Origin of the sequence: Mammaliicoccus sp. I-M35, assembly GCF_022386455.1 — a bacterium.
Classification (GTDB): domain Bacteria; phylum Bacillota; class Bacilli; order Staphylococcales; family Staphylococcaceae; genus Mammaliicoccus; species Mammaliicoccus sciuri_A.
Genome location: NZ_JAJNIL010000011.1, coordinates 35,360 through 51,434, shown reverse-complemented (window position 1 = coordinate 51,434; position 16,075 = coordinate 35,360). Strand labels below are relative to the sequence as shown.

Below are 16,075 nucleotides of genomic sequence, written 5' to 3'. Positions count from 1 at the left end.
TTGATATGGAAAAACCGACGCGTACAAGCCTTTTAAAAGAAATTGCAGAATTTTTAAATGAAGAGACTGAAATGTATAGTATGATGCATGGCGCACTTAAAAAATTAGTAAGCGGCAGTAACTTTCATACAGGTTGGATATTTTTTATTGATGAAGAAGGTAAACATGAACTTGTTGCAGAAGAAGCGTTACCGCCCGCTTTAACACATAATAGTTGCCAATACATGACAGAAGGTACGTGTTGGTGTGTAACAGCATATCAAAATAAAAAACTGACGAAAGCTTCAAATATTATTACTTGTTCAAGAATTGTAAAAGCAACTAAAGAACATCATGACAAGACGGATGGCATTACACATCATGCAACTGTGCCACTTCGTTCTGGTAATGAACAGTTTGGACTGCTTAATATTGCGACACCAAATACGAAGCGATATTCAGAAGAAGATTTAGAATTGCTAGAGTCTGTAGCATTTCAAATCGGCTCTGCGATTAAACGTATATTATTAACGGATCAAGAAAAAGAGGCAGCTCGTATAAATGAAAGAAATAGGTTAGCGAGAGATTTACATGATTCTGTTAATCAAATGTTATTTTCTTTAAAAATCACTGCACACGCAGCGAAAAGTCTTGATGACCAAGAAGCGGCTAAAAAAGCTTTTCAAACAATTGAAGAAACGAGTCAAAGTGCTGTCAATGAAATGAGAGCACTAATATGGCAACTGAAACCGATAGGATTGGAACAAGGTTTAATTTCAGCTATTAAACAATATAGCCAGTTAATTCATATTGAACCTGAATTCGAAGTTGAAGGACTTATTGATTTGCCAAATACAATTGAAGAGAATGTTTATCGCATTATTCAAGAATCATTAAATAATATCCATAAACACTCAGGTGTAAATAGTGCGAAAATATTTCTAGAACAAAATAAAAAGACGTTTAAATTTAAAATTGTAGATAACGGTAAAGGATTTGAAAGCCAAGATTTAGACAACAAGCTATCTCACGGTTTGAGAAATATTAAACAACGTGTTCAAGGTATGAAGGGACATGTAGATATCAAATCAAAATTGAATGAAGGAACAGAAATTGTGATTTCTATTCCACTTTAAATGTTAGGAGTATCACACATGAGTTATAATATAATCTTAGTAGATGACCATCATATTGTGCGACAAGGATTAAGTTTCTTACTAGATACTGTTCCAGATTTCAATATACAAGCTGATTTCTCAAGTGGTGTGTTATTGCTAGAATACTTAGAACAACATGAATCACCAGATATCGTTCTTTTAGATTTAGTTATGCCTGATATGAATGGCATTGAAATCACAAGTATCATGAAGAAGAAATACCCAAACATTAAGATATTAGTCTTAACAAGCTTTTATGATGAAGAACATGTCATATCAGCGATTGATAAAGGCGCAGATGGTTATGAAATTAAAGATGTAGAACCTGATTCGCTTATTCAAACAATTAGATCTGTATTAAATGGTGAGAAGAAAATTCATCCAAAAGTACAGTCTGTTATTTCTGAAAGTGAACGGAAACCACATAGAGAAAATAAATTATCCAAAAGAGAACTTGAAGTATTAGCAGAATTGGTGAAAGGTAAAACCAATAAAGAAATTGCAGAAACACTATTTGTATCTGAAAAAACGATCAAAACACATGTCAGTCATATACTAAATAAATTAAAAGTATCAGACAGAACACAAGCTGCCGTTTATGCAATGGAACACCAATTATTAATTTAATTACAGATATAATATTTTTACGAGTAAGTATTGTCATATTCAATACTTACTCGTTTTTATGTAAAATTACAAAAATAAATTTACAAAATGAAAGCCCTTAAAGTATAATATGTTACATGGGAGAAATGATTTTACTTACTTTATAGGGGGTAGTTTAATATGAAAGTCAGGAAAAACTTAACTTTAAAAATTGTTATCGCTTTAGTACTAGGTATAACAGTTGGTTCTATTTTTAATATGTTTGCCGGAACGGGTTTCGTTCAAGGTACAAATCAATACGTATTTAATGTAATTGGTCAAATATTCCTTAACCTCATATTCATGCTTGTAGTACCAGTCGTATTTGTTTCAATTGTATTAGGGGTTATTGGCGTAGGTGATCCAAAATTACTAGGTGGTATAGGATTAAAAACCGTTACATTCTTCTTATGTACTACGGCAATTGCGATTACTATCGCAATGTTACTTGCTTTAGTATTTAAACCAGGTGTTGGTCAATCAGATTTATTAAATAGTGATGATGTTAAAAAATATGGTGCTGAACAAAAAGCTAAATCATCAGATCAAGCTGCACCAGAAAATCAAACATTTGATCAAACATTGATTAATTTGTTCCCACAAAATCCAATGAAATCTATGGTGGAACAAGATATGTTACCAATTATTACATTTGCAATCTTTATTGGTGTAGGAATGATTGCACTTGGTAGTAAGGTTGAAGCGGTGAAAAAAGTCTTCGAGCAGACCAATGATATACTCATGTATATCGTTACGATGATTATGAATTACTTCGCACCAATTGGTACATTTGGACTAGTTGCAACAGCTTTTACAAACGCAGGATTTGGCGCAATTAAACAACTTGGTATGTACTTCTTTGTTGTATTATTAGCCTTAGCAGTGCACTTCTTTGTGATCTATGGTGGGGCTGTTAAATTATTAGCAGGTAAGAATCCTTTCTGGTTCTTCAAAAAGTTCTTCCCAGCTATGACAGTTGGCTTTAGTTCATCAAGTTCAAATGCAACATTACCTATCTCTTTGGAATGTACTAAAGAAATGGGTGTGAGAAAAGAAATTAGTTCATTCGTACAGCCTTTAGGTGCTACGATAAATATGGATGGTACAGCTATTATGCAAGGTGTCGCAACGATATTTATAGCTCAAGTATCAGGTATCGATTTAACAATTATGCAAATGGTAACTGTTGTTGTTGTTGCCGTTATTGCTTCAATCGGTACTGCAGGTGTTCCTGGTGTTGGCCTTGTAATGTTAGCAATGGTACTGACTTCAGTCGGATTAGACCCCGCAGCAATAGGTATTATTTTAGGTATAGATAGATTGTTAGATATGACAAGAACTTCTGTAAATATTACTGGAGATGCTGCATGTGCACTAATTTTATCTGAAAGAGAAAAGTCAAAATTTGTAAAAGAATAAACAATTTAGTGTATTAAAGGGGTAAATTGATATTAAATTCAATTTACCTCTTTTAATTTGGTTAAAAATGTATTATGATGTTACTTGTGCTTGAAAAAATCGTGTATTTTTGCAACATATTAAATCAATTAATATAAATATTAAAAAGAAAGGTAGATATAGATGGATAAACAAACATTTACAACAATAATCCAAACAAAATTCAAAATGGTTCGTATTGAGGCTGGATACACTCAAGATACTATGGCGAACACAGTAGGATTATCTAAGAAAACTTTAGTGCAAATTGAAAAAGAGAGAGTATTACCTAACTGGACGACATGTGTATCAATTTGTGCATTATTCAGAGATTCAGATGTTTTAAATACTACTTTTGGTTGTGACCCATTAGAAGTTATTCAAATCATATCTCGTCATCATTGTGCATATCCAAACCATGACAATACTAGCGATATTTACTGGGTAACACTTGATGCTAAATCTGGCTATATTTTACAATCTAATAAAAAATCAGATCTTTACAGAGTATTAAACGAAGAACGTCAACCAATCTTCGGTACTGCGAAAAAACGTGAAGCAGAAACTTATTTCTTACGTAAAACGCAATCATTATTTGTTTAAAATTTGTATAATATTTGTTAAAAGCTACTTCTTGGATTATTCTAAAGAAGTAGCTTTTTTAGAAGGAGAATTTCCATGACAACAATTATAACCGTATTTAGTATGATGGTAATTGGTGCGTTAATAGGTGGATTTACAAACTTTATCGCAATTAAAATGTTATTTCATCCATATCATGAAATTAGATGGTTCGGATATAAATTACCGTTCACGCCAGGCTTAATACCAAAAAGAAGAAATGAATTATCAGAAAAAGTAGGTGAGATGGTTACTAAACATCTCTTAACGCCTGAAGTATTTAAAGAAAAACTTGTGAATCCAAGTACGAAGAAAGTACTTGAAGACACGATTAAAGTTCAATTTAATACTTTGAAAGAGAAAAAATATACGATTCAAAACTTTGTGGATCGAATTGATTATCCACTAGAAGAGAAATTAAGTGAAACGATTAAATCTACTATTAAAGAAAAGATTGATCAATATTATGCTTCTCATAAGAATGACGACATTAAATCACTCATTCCAGAAGAAATACTTGAACAATTAAACATTCAACTGAATCGTGTAACACCAGAAATTTTATCAAAAATTGATGAATATTTAGTTTCTGAAAAAGGCGAACAAGATATTCATTCAATGGTTGAAGAATTTTTTGAACAAAAAGGTAGAATGGTTGGCATGATTCAAATGTTTATGACAACGGAAGACATCGTATATAGAGTTAAAAAAGAACTTAGAAATGTCATTAAACAAGAAAAAATCAAAAATATGATTGATCTACAAGTGCATAATCAATACGACAAATGGATGGCTAAACCTTTACAAGAAGTTTTAACAGACGAAAGAAAAGAAAAAGCCAAAACGTTATTCGCAACAGAGATTACAGAATCTATTAATGTTAATAAATATTTAAATACACCTTTAGATGAACTCGTTCCAAACTTATTTGTATATATGGAAGGAAGAGGAACAGAAAGATTTATTGACTATATGATTGGTAAAGTTGGCGATAATATAAGCTTAATTTTAGAAAGAATGAAATTAGCAGAATTGATTAAAGATCAAATTGACCGATTTGAATTATCTTATTTAGAAAAATTAGTCATAGAAATCTCTAATAAAGAATTAAAATTAATTACATTATTAGGCTTTGTATTAGGTGGAATTATTGGATTATTACAAGGAATAATCGCTATTTTTGTATAAGACTTAGAATTATGATACAGTATTATTGGAATTGATTTTCTAATACATTTATTTATTATAGGAGCGAATTAATTATGGCAGAAGTAAACATTTACGACAAAGCGAATGAACTAGAACAAACTTTACGTGCAAGTGAAGAATATAACAAAATTAAAGAACAATATGAAAAAGTTAATGCAAACCCAGAAACAAAAAAATTATTCGATGAATTCCGTGAAATTCAATTAGAATTACAAACTAAACAAATGCAAGGCGAAGAAATTTCAGAAGTAGATATTGCTAGAGCTCAAAAATCTGCACAAGAAATTGAACAAAACGAAACAATCGCTGAATTAATGCAAGCTGAACAAGCAATGAGTCAATTAATTCAAGATTTAAACCGTGTTATAATGAAACCATTAGAAGATATCTACGGTAGCCTTGAAGAAAACCAAGGTTAATTAACTTTTATGAGTCGACAAAGTCATTCGATTTTGTCGGCTTTTTTTGTGGAAATTTTTATGACGGATTATATAGAGTGGGGAATGTTTATAAGTGGAGGTGTTATTAGCAGTTTTGATGAGAAGTGCAAATAGTGGGGGCGTTATTAGCAGTTTTGATGAGAAGTGCAAATAGTGGGGGCGTTATTAGCAGTTTTGGTAAGAAGTGCAAATAAAGAGTGCGTTAGTAACACTTCGGCCGAGTTTTGTAATTAAGAGCCCTGTTATGAACAAGTTTGGACGAAAGTGTTCACAAGACCCCCGTTATGAACAAGTTTGGACGAAAGTGTTCATAAGGCCCCAGTTATGAACAAGTTTGGACGAAAGTGTTCACAAGAGCCCCGTTACGAACAAGTTTAGCCGAAAGTGTTCATAACGAATCCATTACAATCTCCCAAATTAACAATTCATATGTCGCTTTTTTGTTGTTTAATCTTATATGTGCGATGTATCGTATACGCGCGGAATATGGTAAAATTAAAGCATTAAAAATCTTTATAAATCTGATTATTCTATTGGTTGAGCTTGAATATAATAATTAAGAAATGAGCTAATATTGAAAGAGGTTAGGTATATGATTAAATTTATACATTGTGCGGATTTACACCTTGATAGTCCATTTAAGTCTAGACATTATTTAAGCCCTTCTATTTTAAGCGATGTAAAACAAAGTGCATATAATAGTTTTAGAAAAATTGTTGATGACGCAATTAAAGAGCAAGTTGACTTCATCGTCATTGCAGGGGATTTATTTGATCAAAATAATAGAACTTTGCGTGCGGAAGTGTTTTTAAGAGAGCAATTTCTTAGACTACAAGATGAACAAATTTTTGTTTATATTATACATGGTAACCACGATCCTTTATCAGTCGGTGTCCATACAGTTTGGCCAGAGAATGTAACAGTCTTCTCTGATAAAGTTTCTACTTATCAACTTATTACGAAAAATGGGCAAGTTGTTTATTTACATGGTTTTAGTTATCAAAAAGATCAAAGTTATGAGAATAAAATTGATGAATATCCTGAATCTACAGGTAACAAAGGGATACATATTGGTGTGTTACATGGTACATACTCACAAGCTTCAGGTGTGAAGCAAAGATATACTGAATTCAATATTGAAGATTTAAATAGCAAATTATATCATTACTGGGCATTGGGGCATATTCACGAAAGAGCAATGATTAGTGAGTTATCTCAAGTCCATTATCCTGGTAATATACAAGCCCGTCATTTTAAAGAAAAAGGTGAAAAGGGTTATTTACTCGTTGAAGGTGATGAATCTAAATTACAAGCATCATTCAAACCAACTCAATATATAAGGTTTGAAAAAGCAGTCATTGAAACTCAAGCTAAAGGTAAGCATGCATTATACGAAGCGATACAAAAATTCAAAGATAGCGTGAGAACTGAAGGTAAGGCTTTTTATCAATTAGATGTTTATGTTAAGCATGATGAAATTTTAAAACAAGATGAAATTAACCAAGTTATACAATTGATTCAAGAGTATGAAGAGAATCAAACGAACTTTATCTTCGTTGAACAGTTGAATGTATTCTTTGATCAAGATTCTGAAGTTGCATTAGCGAATGAGTTCAATGATGATATTTTACAAGATGAGAACATTCTTGAAGAAGCACTCAGTGATTTGTACATGAATCCAAAAGCAAATCGATTTTTAGAACCATTTAGTGATGTTGATAAACAAGCACTTATTGAACGTGGGGAAGCAATTTTAAAAAGAAGAATGAGAGGTTAAAGCGATGAAAATTAAATCTTTAGAAATTTATGGCTATGGCCAACTCATGTCTAGAAAAATAAAATTTGATCAAAGTTTTATGCAAATATACGGTGAGAATGAAGCAGGGAAATCAACAATACAAGCGTTTATTCATTCTATATTATTTGGCTTTCCAACTAAAAAAGAAAATGAACCAAGATTAGAACCAAGACTTGGGAACCAATACGGCGGTAAGTTAGTGTTAGACTTCGATGGTCAAATTGTTGAAGTAGAAAGAGTTAAAGGTCGCGTAACAGGTGACGTTAAAGTATATCTTTCTAATGGTAAAGTTAAAGATGAAGAATGGCTGAAACAAAAGTTGAATTTCATTAATAAACGAACTTATCAAGGTATTTTCTCTTTTAATGTATTAGGATTACAAGATATTCATAAGAACTTAACTGAAGACCAACTTCAAATGTATTTACTTCAAGCAGGTGCACTAGGTTCAACTGAGTTCACAGGTATGAGCGATTTAATGCAAGTTGAGAAAGATGCATTATACAAGAAGAATGGTAAAAATCCAGTGCTAAATGTTCAATTAGAGCAGTTGAATGATTTAGAAATTAAGATCAAAAACGAAGAAAAGAAACTTTCGGAATATGAAAGACTTCAAGATGAACGCGATAAAACATCTCGTAGATTAAATCAATTAAAAGAGAATCTCGGCAAACTTACTGATAGGTTAACGAGTAAAGAAAAAGAAATTTCACTACATAACGAAGTGGTTGAATGGAAGAAGTTAGAAAGTAATTTAAATATAGAACCATATGAATTTCCTGAACAAGGGATAGAGCGCTATGAATCAGCTGTACGTTCAAATGAAAGTATTAAACGTGATTTAACGTTAAGAAATGAAAAGCTTGGACAAGTCGTACATACTTTAGAAAATGTTAAAGTTATGTCTGAACGAGATGAAAAAGCGCTCAATAGTATTAGACAAAGAGAATCTGATATTAAAGAGAAACATCAAGAATTAAAACAATTAAACCAGCAAATCGATAATGCTGAACGTGATAATGAATTACTTAGACAAGATATCGGTTGGAATGAAGAATTTTTAGATGTTGATACGTCAGACGCGATGAAGACACATATAGCTGAAGTTAATCGCATTAGAGAAGAAAATGTTGCAGAACGCGAACAAATTAAACGTTCGCTCAACCAATTATCAATTGAACAAGAGCGTTACACTAACAATGTTGATAAATTGCATAATGATCTCGTATCCGATGAAAACTATGAACAAAAGAAAGTATATAATCAAAAAGCACTAGAGCTTGGCGAAAAGAAATCACTATACAAAAAAATGGAAGAAAGCTTTAATAAGCAAAAAGAAGAAAGTGAAAAGAGAAGTAAGCAATATAGACTTGCTTCTGGTATTGGTGGCATATTATTAATCGCAATTGCCATTTACGCGTTTATCGCATCACAAATCGTATTTAGTGCTATATTTGCTGTTGTAGGTGTCGTATTAGTTGGATTAGCCTTTATGATTAAATCTAAAGAGTTAAATCATGATCAAGCATTTTCTAAAGAAATAGATGAATTAGAAGAGAAAGTTCAACACTTAAAGCAATTTTATGATTTAGACTTTAATCTTGATGAACAAACGAAAATTAGACAAGAATTAGAAAGTTATTATCAGTCTCAAGAGATTTTATCTACTAAGCAAAGTGAATTGAATAAAGAACTTGAACAAGTAGAAGAAATTATTGAGACTAAAGAAAGAGCACTTAAAGAAACTAAAGTAAGTTTACATGTATCTAATCAAATATCATCACAATTATTAAATGATGCATTGTCGACAATTAGAAAAATTAAACAAAATAGATTAGAAATTACACGCATTACTAAAATAAGAGATGAGAAACAAGCAGCTTTAGAAGCATTTTATAGAGAAGCGGATAGCATTGTGAGTCATGCTGGATTACATTATCAAGAGATTTCACTATTTCATGATGTCAAACAAGCTTTAGACGAACATCAAAAAGAATTTAATATTCAATCACGTAATAACGACCAACAAGCATTATTAACCAATGAAATAAATGCATTAAACGCGCGTTTAGAAGAAAATAACAATGTGATTCAATCATTATTTGACTTTATTAGTGTATATAATGAAGAAGCGTATTATCGTCATCATAAAGCCTATGTGTCTTATCATGAGGATTTAAAACGATTTAATTATTTAACAGATTTATTGAACAATCAAAATTACGATTACGATAAAAATACACAACTAAGTTATATGACAAAAACAGACCTAGAAAATGAACGTACTCAGTTAGAAGGTCAAGTTGATGAATATAATGATCGTTATTTAAATGTTCAAGCAGAATTAAGTGATTTAAATGCGCAAATCAATCATATGGAAACGGATGAAACACTTTCAGCTTTAAGACATGAATACCATTTACTTAAAGATAAAGTGAATGAAACTGCAAATGATTGGGCTGCATTAAGTTATTTACAAAACTTAGTCGAAGCACATATTAAACAAATTAAAGATAAGCGACTACCTTATGTTGTGAAAGATGCTACAGATATCTTAAAAGCATTAACAGAAGGTAGATATAATCAAGTTATTTATGAAGAACAAAATGTTCAAGTGAGACATGAAAATGGACAAATATTCCATCCTACTGAATTAAGTCAATCAACGAAAGAATTATTATATATCGCGTTAAGATTTAGTTTAATTAAATCATTACAAAAATATTATCCATTCCCAATTATCGTTGATGATGCATTTGTGCATTTTGATAAACATCGTAAAGAAATTATGATTAAATATTTAATGAGTATGAAAGATGATATTCAAATACTTTATTTCACTTGTAATAAAGATCAAAATGTACCTCAGAAACAAACAATTACGCTGACAAAAATAGAAGGAGCTAAGAGCAAATGAGAACTATAGAGACATTGAAACCAGGAGACTCAGTAGATCATTACTTTTTGATACATCGAGCAACTCAAGGTGTTACAGCTCAAGGTAAACCATATATGACACTTTATCTTAAAGATAAAAGTGGTGATATAGAAGCAAAAGTATGGACGGTAACAAATGAAGATATTCAACTACTCGTACCTGAAACGATTATTCGTGTGAAAGGTGACGTAATTGATTATCGTGGAAGAAAACAAATGAAAGTTAATCAATTTAGAGTGGCTGTAGATGAAGATAATGTGAAATTAGAAAACTTTTTAGAAGCGGCACCATTATCAATCGACGATATGTCAGAAGAAATTATGACGTATATACTTGATATTGAAAATGCTAAATTACAAAGAATTACACGTATATTACTTAAAAAATATCAAAAAGAGTATTTTACTTTCCCAGCAGCTAGTTCACATCATCATAATTTTGTTTCTGGCTTAAGCTATCATGTTGTAACAATGTTAAGACAAGCGAAGGCATTGTGTGATATTTATCCAATATTAAATAGAAGTTTATTATATAGTGGTATTATCTTACATGACTTAGGTAAAGTTAAAGAGTTATCAGGACCTGTCGCAACATCATACACAGTTGAAGGAAACTTATTAGGCCATATTTCAATCGTTAGTGATGAAATTGCACAAGTTGCAAAAGAGCACAATATAGAAGGGGAAGAAGTCCTCTTATTGAGACATTTAGTTTTAAGTCACCACGGTAAATTAGAGTATGGATCTCCAAAATTACCTATGGTTAAAGAAGCAGAAATTCTTCATTTTATTGATAATATTGATGCGAGAATGATGATGTTTGAAAAACATCTTAAAAAAGTAGATAAAGGTCAATTTACAGAGCGCATATTTGCTTTAGAAAATAGACAGTTTTATAAACCTGAAACTTTAGATTAATCAAAAAAAGCTATGAAGTAACGTTTAACGTTTCTTCATAGCTTTTTAATTTTAGTATATTATTTCCCTAATTCTTGTGTTATCTTTACCCCATATTGCTTTACCTGAGTCATTAGCTCATCCAAGTTGTTAAGCTTATCTTCAGTTTTCACTCCTGCAATTGCAAGAACAGCTATTATATCTCCCCATTTATTTTCAATTGGAACCGCTATACTTATTGCACCTTCAATAGGATCATCTATTCCAATTGATATTTTATTTTCCTTTACCTCTTTAATATGTTTTATATATTCCTTCTGATCCATTATTGATTTAGAGGCATATTGTTGTAATGGATATTTTTCTATCCACTTAGAGATATTATCTAAATCATTTTCTTTTGACAAAAAAACTTTACCAAAATTCCCGTATGTTATAGGGTATTTTTCTCCGGCTTTTGCATACACACGTAATTGTCCATAACCTTCAACTGTTTCAATCACTAAAATATTCTCATGATCAATAACAGCTAATTGTACTGTTTCTTTCGTAGCATCAGCAAGCTTTTTCATATGTTCTAATGCGATATTTCTTAAATCATTCTGTAGAGATAAATGAGTACTTAACTCTAGGATTTTATATCCTAATGTATATTTCTCTGTAGACGAGTCTTTCCGTACTAATCCTCTTATCTCTAGTGTTTTTAAAATTCTATGTAATGTACTTTTGGTTATTCCCAAATCTTCACCTAAACTTCTAATTGACTTATTATTTTCACGGGATAAAATTTCTAAAATATCAACTGCTTTTTCAATTGAAGAAATTGTGTTTTTCTCAGTCATTTATACACCTCTATTATGTCATAAGTATTAATGATAATTATACATAAAAAAGTATTCAATTGTATATTTTCTGAAAAATTTGATTATTATCTTGAAATCCAATCTACTTTTATGTAATATAATAAAAAACGGGACATTGTCCCGTAAAAAAGGAGAATTTATATGAGTAAAGTTATGATTTTCGGTCTGGGAGAAGTAGGTACACATATTCTTCATTTTCTTGTGAGAGATCCAAAGTGTCCAGAACTCGTTTTTTGTGATTTCAATAAAGAAATATCGGAGAAAATAATTAACAACGCTTTAATTGGAGCTGCAATTACAAGGAATTATCCTAAAATTACATTTGAACAAGCAGATTTAACCGACATTAATCATACTGCAAAATTAATATCAGAATATAAACCAGATGTTGTTATTAACTGTGCAGTACTTCAAACTTGGCATGTAATTAGACAACTTCCTGAAAAGGAATACCAAAGAATTAGTTCAGCTACTTTAGGTGCATGGCTTCCATGCCAACTTAGTTTGGCTTATCATTTAATGCTTGGTATCGAACAATCTGGTCAAAAACCACATGTCATTAATACAGCTTTATCATGTTTAACAAACCCTGTACTTGCTAAAGTAGGTTTGGCTCCAACTATAGGAATTGGTAATGTAGAATTAATTGAATCTGCTGTACGTTTGAATATTTCTAGAAAGCTTGGAGTATCAATGGATATTGTTAAAGTTTATCTCATTGCTCATCATTTATGGTGGGTATATCCACGTGAAGCAGGTTATGAAAAAGGACCGTATTATTTGAAAATACTTGTGAATGATGTGGAGGTGACTGATCAGTTTGATACAGATGAACTATTATATGATTCAATAAAGCTGTACCCTCCAGGGACAGAATTTACAACTACATCCGCTATTTCTACTATCAAGAATATGTATGCATTACTAAGTCCAACACCTATTTTTACTCATTCACCATCACCAAAAGGATTACCTGGTGGTTATCCAATACTTTTAAGTAACAAAGGAGCTGAACTTGCCTTACCAGAGGGAATTACTGAACTAGAAGCTATTAAGATAAATGAAGAATCTTCTAAAATGGATGGTATTGAACGAATTGAAGATGATGGAACAGTAATTTTTGCAGATTATGCACATGAAATTTTAAAAGATATGATAGGTTTTGATAGAAAATCATTCAAACCTGAAGAAAGTCATGAAGTGGCATTAGAGATGATGGATAAATATAAACAATATTTTAATAGGATGAAAAAGGAAGGTAAACTAGAGTAGGTTATTAAGGTAATAATATTTATATGATAAGCACTTGAATTGAATAATCAAAAAAAGCTATGAAGTAACGTTTAACGTTTCTTCATAGCTTTTTAATTTTAGCTTGCTGATGATTGTTGTGCTGCTTGCATTTGTTGTTGTTGTAATGCTTTTTCGTTTAAGATATTATCTTCGATTGCTTTTTTAATATCTTTATCTTTGTAGTCAACTTTGTATTCGTCTAATAATTTTTTGTAAGCATTGATGATGATCTTAGGTTCTTTTTGGATTTTTAGTTGACGATATTGTTCTTTAAGGCTAGCTTTTTCTTTCTTAGATGGTTCGCCTTTATCTGCTTTTATAATGTGGTAACCATATTGAGATTTAACAACATCTGAAATTTCGTCATCTTTTTTAAGTTTGAATAATGCTTTTTCAAATGATTCATCCATTTGACCTTTCAATACAAATCCTAGAGCGCCGCCTTTAGATTTAGTACCTTCATCTTGTGATTCTTTCTTAGCGATTTTTTCAAAGTCGTCTGGATTTTTCTTAATTTGAGCTAGTAATTTTTCAGCTTTTTTCTTAGCTGCTTTATCACTTAAACCTTCATCAGAATCATCTGATTTAACTTTGATTAAGATATGTGAAGCCTTTTTAGTATTTTCATCGATCTCTTTGTCAGAAACTTTTACGGCATCGTTGATAAATTCTTCTTGATATTTAGAAGTTTTTTGAGATTCTTTAAAGTCTTTTATAGTTGCACCTGGTTTTTCTTGTTGTAGTGCTTCTTCAAATTTCTTCTTACCACCGTATTGCTCGATTTGTTTATCAACTTGTTCGTCTAATTTCTTCGTATCAACTTTGTCTTCGTATTTATCTTTTAAGACTTTGTTAAGTACAATTTGAAATGCATTTTGTGCGACTTCGTTACTACCCATTTTGTCTAGCACGTCTTGTGAAGTTACGTTTCCGGCTTTAGTTTCTACTAAAGTTTCTCCAGAATTATCTGAACCATTACCACAAGCGCCTAAAGTTAATACTGATGCTGAAAGTGTTACAGGTAACACTATTTTTTTAATTGATTTCATAAATAGAACTCCTTTTGTAAGAATACAATGATAAATATAGCATATTTGCTATTTTAATTACAAAAAATAACCTATAAATGTTCGGCATCCAGTGAACGTTTTGTTAACAATTCGATACCATTTTTTCTTTCTTCAATATAAGTACCTTTTTTTGTAAATAAAATAATCTTCAAATAAAGTAAATCGATAATCGATATGCCAATATTGATAGACATGATAAATAAAATGTAATGTCCATATTGTGGAATTATATTTACGAGTGCAATGGATAGGGTAGTTATCGTAACGAGCGGGCAAATAAGTGCAAAACAAAATACAATCTTATTAACTGGTTGATCTACTCTAATATTATATAAAGGTAAAGCACGTTTAGCTTTAGTCGTTTTGTTCATTTTAAATGACTTACGATAATACATTAATACAATCAAATGCAACAATTTATGAATTGGATAAATTAAGCAAAGGACGAATAAGAATAGTATAAACTTATCGTCCTTTAATGGTTCTGTTTGTATATAATTGAATATTTCGTAAGTGACGATAAATGTTAAGAATGAAACTAAAGCACTAATTAATACAATTCTCTGCAATCCATAACGAGACTGTATATTAATTGATTTAGAACACAAAAACATGATTAATGTCACCTTCTAAGATATGATTTATCTTGATATTATGCATCATCCTCAGACTGTTCGTCAAGTAGATATTTTCTTAATTGCTCATGGTTTTGTTCAATGTGATGAATAAAGTCGCTACCATATATTTGACCAACGATATATTTCACATCTGTAAATTCTGGCATATTGTACATGACTTTCTCATAATCTGCAGCAATTTCATATAATCTGTTCGTATCATTTGAATAGTTTAAATATGTCTTTCTTAACACTGCAAGACCTTTATCCGTTAATTCTAAATAAGTCGTACGCTTATCGTGCTGACTTTTAGGCATTGTTAAATAACCGCGTTTTTCTAAATTTTTAGCGAAATTGAAAACAGTAGATACGTGCATGACACCATATTTACTCACTTCAGAAATTGTAGCTTCATTTAAGCTTCTAATAATAATTAAAATATGATGTTCATTAATATTTAAGTCGAAAGGCTTAATCCACTGCTGCCAATCTTTCTCGATTGTCTTCCATAAAGCTTTAGATAACTGTGAAACCTTATGAGTAAATAACATTTTTTCAATCATGTCCAATTCATTCGACATAGTTAAATCCCCCTTTGATTGTATAATAAAAGCATGATACTAATGTATCATGCTTAGTTATAACACTTTAATAATATAATAATTTTAACACGTTTTCTAATTTTTTAGAAATGGAAGCTTAGTATTTTGAATTTCTTTTTGAATTTCATTGCCACGATTGCTAATATTTTCAATATTTTTCTGTATTTGTTCAATATTAGGGTTAATATCAGCTTTAAATTCATTAATCATCGTTTTAATTTCTTCACTTAATGATTGAATGGCGATTTGGCTTTCGTCTTTCGTCTTTAATACATAATCTTTTATTTCAATAGCATTGTCTTTAATTTCACTTAATTGAATTTTAGATCCGTCAGCAGTTGATTTTAAATCTGTCTTTAAAGCATCACCAGAACGGTCTGTATTTAAAATGGCTGTTGTAAATCCTGTAACAAATCCTACACCAACGCCAATTGCGAGTCTTGAAAATTTCATAATTATCCTCCTTGATTTCTCTTACTTAAATATATACCCTGAATTTTTGTAAACATG

Annotated in this window: 15 protein-coding genes; 10 read left to right on the top strand and 5 right to left on the bottom strand. The window is 30.8% G+C overall.

The genetic code is table 11. The features are described 5' to 3' along the window. The first annotated feature begins 5 nt into the window (after positions 1–5). The 9 genes from LQ679_RS12250 (at position 6) to yhaM (ending at position 11,141) form a co-directional block, all read left to right on the top strand. Positions 6–1,115 carry a GAF domain-containing sensor histidine kinase gene (locus LQ679_RS12250; protein ID WP_037589724.1) on the top strand — a complete coding sequence of 370 codons (1,110 nt, stop codon included), beginning with the start codon at positions 6–8 and terminating at the stop codon, positions 1,113–1,115. A gap of 18 nt (positions 1,116–1,133) precedes the next feature. Beyond that, on the top strand, positions 1,134–1,763 hold the full coding sequence (locus tag LQ679_RS12245; protein ID WP_037589723.1) for a response regulator: 630 nt from the start codon (positions 1,134–1,136) through the stop codon (positions 1,761–1,763). Positions 1,764–1,922: 159 nt separating this feature from the next. Then, the gene (locus LQ679_RS12240) at positions 1,923–3,200 is read left to right on the top strand and encodes a dicarboxylate/amino acid:cation symporter (protein WP_025904808.1); all 1,278 of its coding nucleotides are present in this window, start codon (positions 1,923–1,925) and stop codon (positions 3,198–3,200) included. Positions 3,201–3,362: 162 nt separating this feature from the next. Then, positions 3,363–3,821: an XRE family transcriptional regulator XdrA gene (xdrA, locus tag LQ679_RS12235; protein WP_025904809.1), complete on the top strand. Its 459-nt coding sequence runs from the start codon at positions 3,363–3,365 to the stop codon at positions 3,819–3,821. A gap of 75 nt (positions 3,822–3,896) precedes the next feature. Further along, the gene (locus LQ679_RS12230; RefSeq protein ID WP_239763130.1) at positions 3,897–5,027 is read left to right on the top strand and encodes a DUF445 domain-containing protein; all 1,131 of its coding nucleotides are present in this window, start codon (positions 3,897–3,899) and stop codon (positions 5,025–5,027) included. Between the two features lie 74 nt (positions 5,028–5,101). Further along, positions 5,102–5,467, top strand: coding sequence for a YlbF/YmcA family competence regulator (locus LQ679_RS12225; RefSeq protein WP_025904811.1), 366 nt, complete (start codon positions 5,102–5,104; stop codon positions 5,465–5,467). A gap of 613 nt (positions 5,468–6,080) precedes the next feature. After that, on the top strand, positions 6,081–7,265 hold the full coding sequence (locus tag LQ679_RS12220; protein ID WP_025904812.1) for a metallophosphoesterase family protein: 1,185 nt from the start codon (positions 6,081–6,083) through the stop codon (positions 7,263–7,265). 4 nt (positions 7,266–7,269) lie between these two features. Then, positions 7,270–10,203, top strand: a complete 2,934-nt coding sequence (locus LQ679_RS12215; RefSeq protein ID WP_239763129.1) for an ATP-binding protein — start codon at positions 7,270–7,272, stop codon at positions 10,201–10,203. Beyond that, positions 10,200–11,141, top strand: coding sequence for a 3'-5' exoribonuclease YhaM (gene yhaM, locus LQ679_RS12210; RefSeq protein ID WP_025904814.1), 942 nt, complete (start codon positions 10,200–10,202; stop codon positions 11,139–11,141). The genes LQ679_RS12215 and yhaM overlap by 4 nt, the downstream gene beginning before the upstream one ends. Before the next feature lie 59 nt (positions 11,142–11,200). Here the strand turns inward: yhaM and LQ679_RS12205 are convergent, their stop codons facing one another. Then, on the bottom strand, positions 11,201–11,962 hold the full coding sequence (locus tag LQ679_RS12205; protein WP_204189191.1) for an IclR family transcriptional regulator: 762 nt from the start codon (positions 11,960–11,962) through the stop codon (positions 11,201–11,203). Between the two features lie 162 nt (positions 11,963–12,124). Between LQ679_RS12205 and LQ679_RS12200 the strand changes: the two genes are divergently transcribed. Beyond that, complete coding sequence (locus LQ679_RS12200) at positions 12,125–13,255, top strand: saccharopine dehydrogenase NADP-binding domain-containing protein (RefSeq protein WP_239763126.1); 1,131 nt, start codon at positions 12,125–12,127, stop codon at positions 13,253–13,255. 98 nt (positions 13,256–13,353) lie between these two features. On the opposite strand, the gene LQ679_RS12195 is transcribed toward LQ679_RS12200, so the two are convergent. From LQ679_RS12195 to LQ679_RS12180, 4 genes are all read right to left on the bottom strand, one after another. After that, on the bottom strand, positions 13,354–14,325 hold the full coding sequence (locus LQ679_RS12195; RefSeq protein ID WP_037589717.1) for a peptidylprolyl isomerase: 972 nt from the start codon (positions 14,323–14,325) through the stop codon (positions 13,354–13,356). A gap of 71 nt (positions 14,326–14,396) precedes the next feature. After that, positions 14,397–14,960, bottom strand: coding sequence for a DUF3267 domain-containing protein (locus tag LQ679_RS12190; protein ID WP_025904816.1), 564 nt, complete (start codon positions 14,958–14,960; stop codon positions 14,397–14,399). 38 nt (positions 14,961–14,998) lie between these two features. Further along, positions 14,999–15,544, bottom strand: coding sequence for an HTH-type transcriptional regulator Hpr (locus LQ679_RS12185; protein ID WP_025904817.1), 546 nt, complete (start codon positions 15,542–15,544; stop codon positions 14,999–15,001). Positions 15,545–15,640: 96 nt separating this feature from the next. Beyond that, a complete protein-coding gene (locus tag LQ679_RS12180; protein ID WP_025904818.1) occupies positions 15,641–16,018 on the bottom strand; it encodes a YtxH domain-containing protein in 378 nt (125 codons plus the stop codon). Between the last annotated feature and the right edge of the window lie 57 nt (positions 16,019–16,075).

Bases quoted from the DNA above. Each gene is read 5' to 3' on its own strand.
- LQ679_RS12185 (WP_025904817.1), bottom strand. From the start codon at position 15,544: ATGTCGAATGAATTGGACATGATTGAAAAAATGTTATTTACTCATAAG.
- xdrA (WP_025904809.1), top strand. From the start codon at position 3,363: ATGGATAAACAAACATTTACAACAATAATCCAAACAAAATTCAAAATG.
- LQ679_RS12230 (WP_239763130.1), top strand. From the start codon at position 3,897: ATGACAACAATTATAACCGTATTTAGTATGATGGTAATTGGTGCGTTA.
- LQ679_RS12215 (WP_239763129.1), top strand. From the start codon at position 7,270: ATGAAAATTAAATCTTTAGAAATTTATGGCTATGGCCAACTCATGTCT.
- LQ679_RS12245 (WP_037589723.1), top strand. From the start codon at position 1,134: ATGAGTTATAATATAATCTTAGTAGATGACCATCATATTGTGCGACAA.
- LQ679_RS12220 (WP_025904812.1), top strand. From the start codon at position 6,081: ATGATTAAATTTATACATTGTGCGGATTTACACCTTGATAGTCCATTT.
- LQ679_RS12225 (WP_025904811.1), top strand. From the start codon at position 5,102: ATGGCAGAAGTAAACATTTACGACAAAGCGAATGAACTAGAACAAACT.
- LQ679_RS12180 (WP_025904818.1), bottom strand. From the start codon at position 16,018: ATGAAATTTTCAAGACTCGCAATTGGCGTTGGTGTAGGATTTGTTACA.
- yhaM (WP_025904814.1), top strand. From the start codon at position 10,200: ATGAGAACTATAGAGACATTGAAACCAGGAGACTCAGTAGATCATTAC.
- LQ679_RS12250 (WP_037589724.1), top strand. From the start codon at position 6: ATGGAAAAACCGACGCGTACAAGCCTTTTAAAAGAAATTGCAGAATTT.
- LQ679_RS12205 (WP_204189191.1), bottom strand. From the start codon at position 11,962: ATGACTGAGAAAAACACAATTTCTTCAATTGAAAAAGCAGTTGATATT.
- LQ679_RS12190 (WP_025904816.1), bottom strand. From the start codon at position 14,960: ATGTTTTTGTGTTCTAAATCAATTAATATACAGTCTCGTTATGGATTG.
- LQ679_RS12195 (WP_037589717.1), bottom strand. From the start codon at position 14,325: ATGAAATCAATTAAAAAAATAGTGTTACCTGTAACACTTTCAGCATCA.
- LQ679_RS12200 (WP_239763126.1), top strand. From the start codon at position 12,125: ATGAGTAAAGTTATGATTTTCGGTCTGGGAGAAGTAGGTACACATATT.
- LQ679_RS12240 (WP_025904808.1), top strand. From the start codon at position 1,923: ATGAAAGTCAGGAAAAACTTAACTTTAAAAATTGTTATCGCTTTAGTA.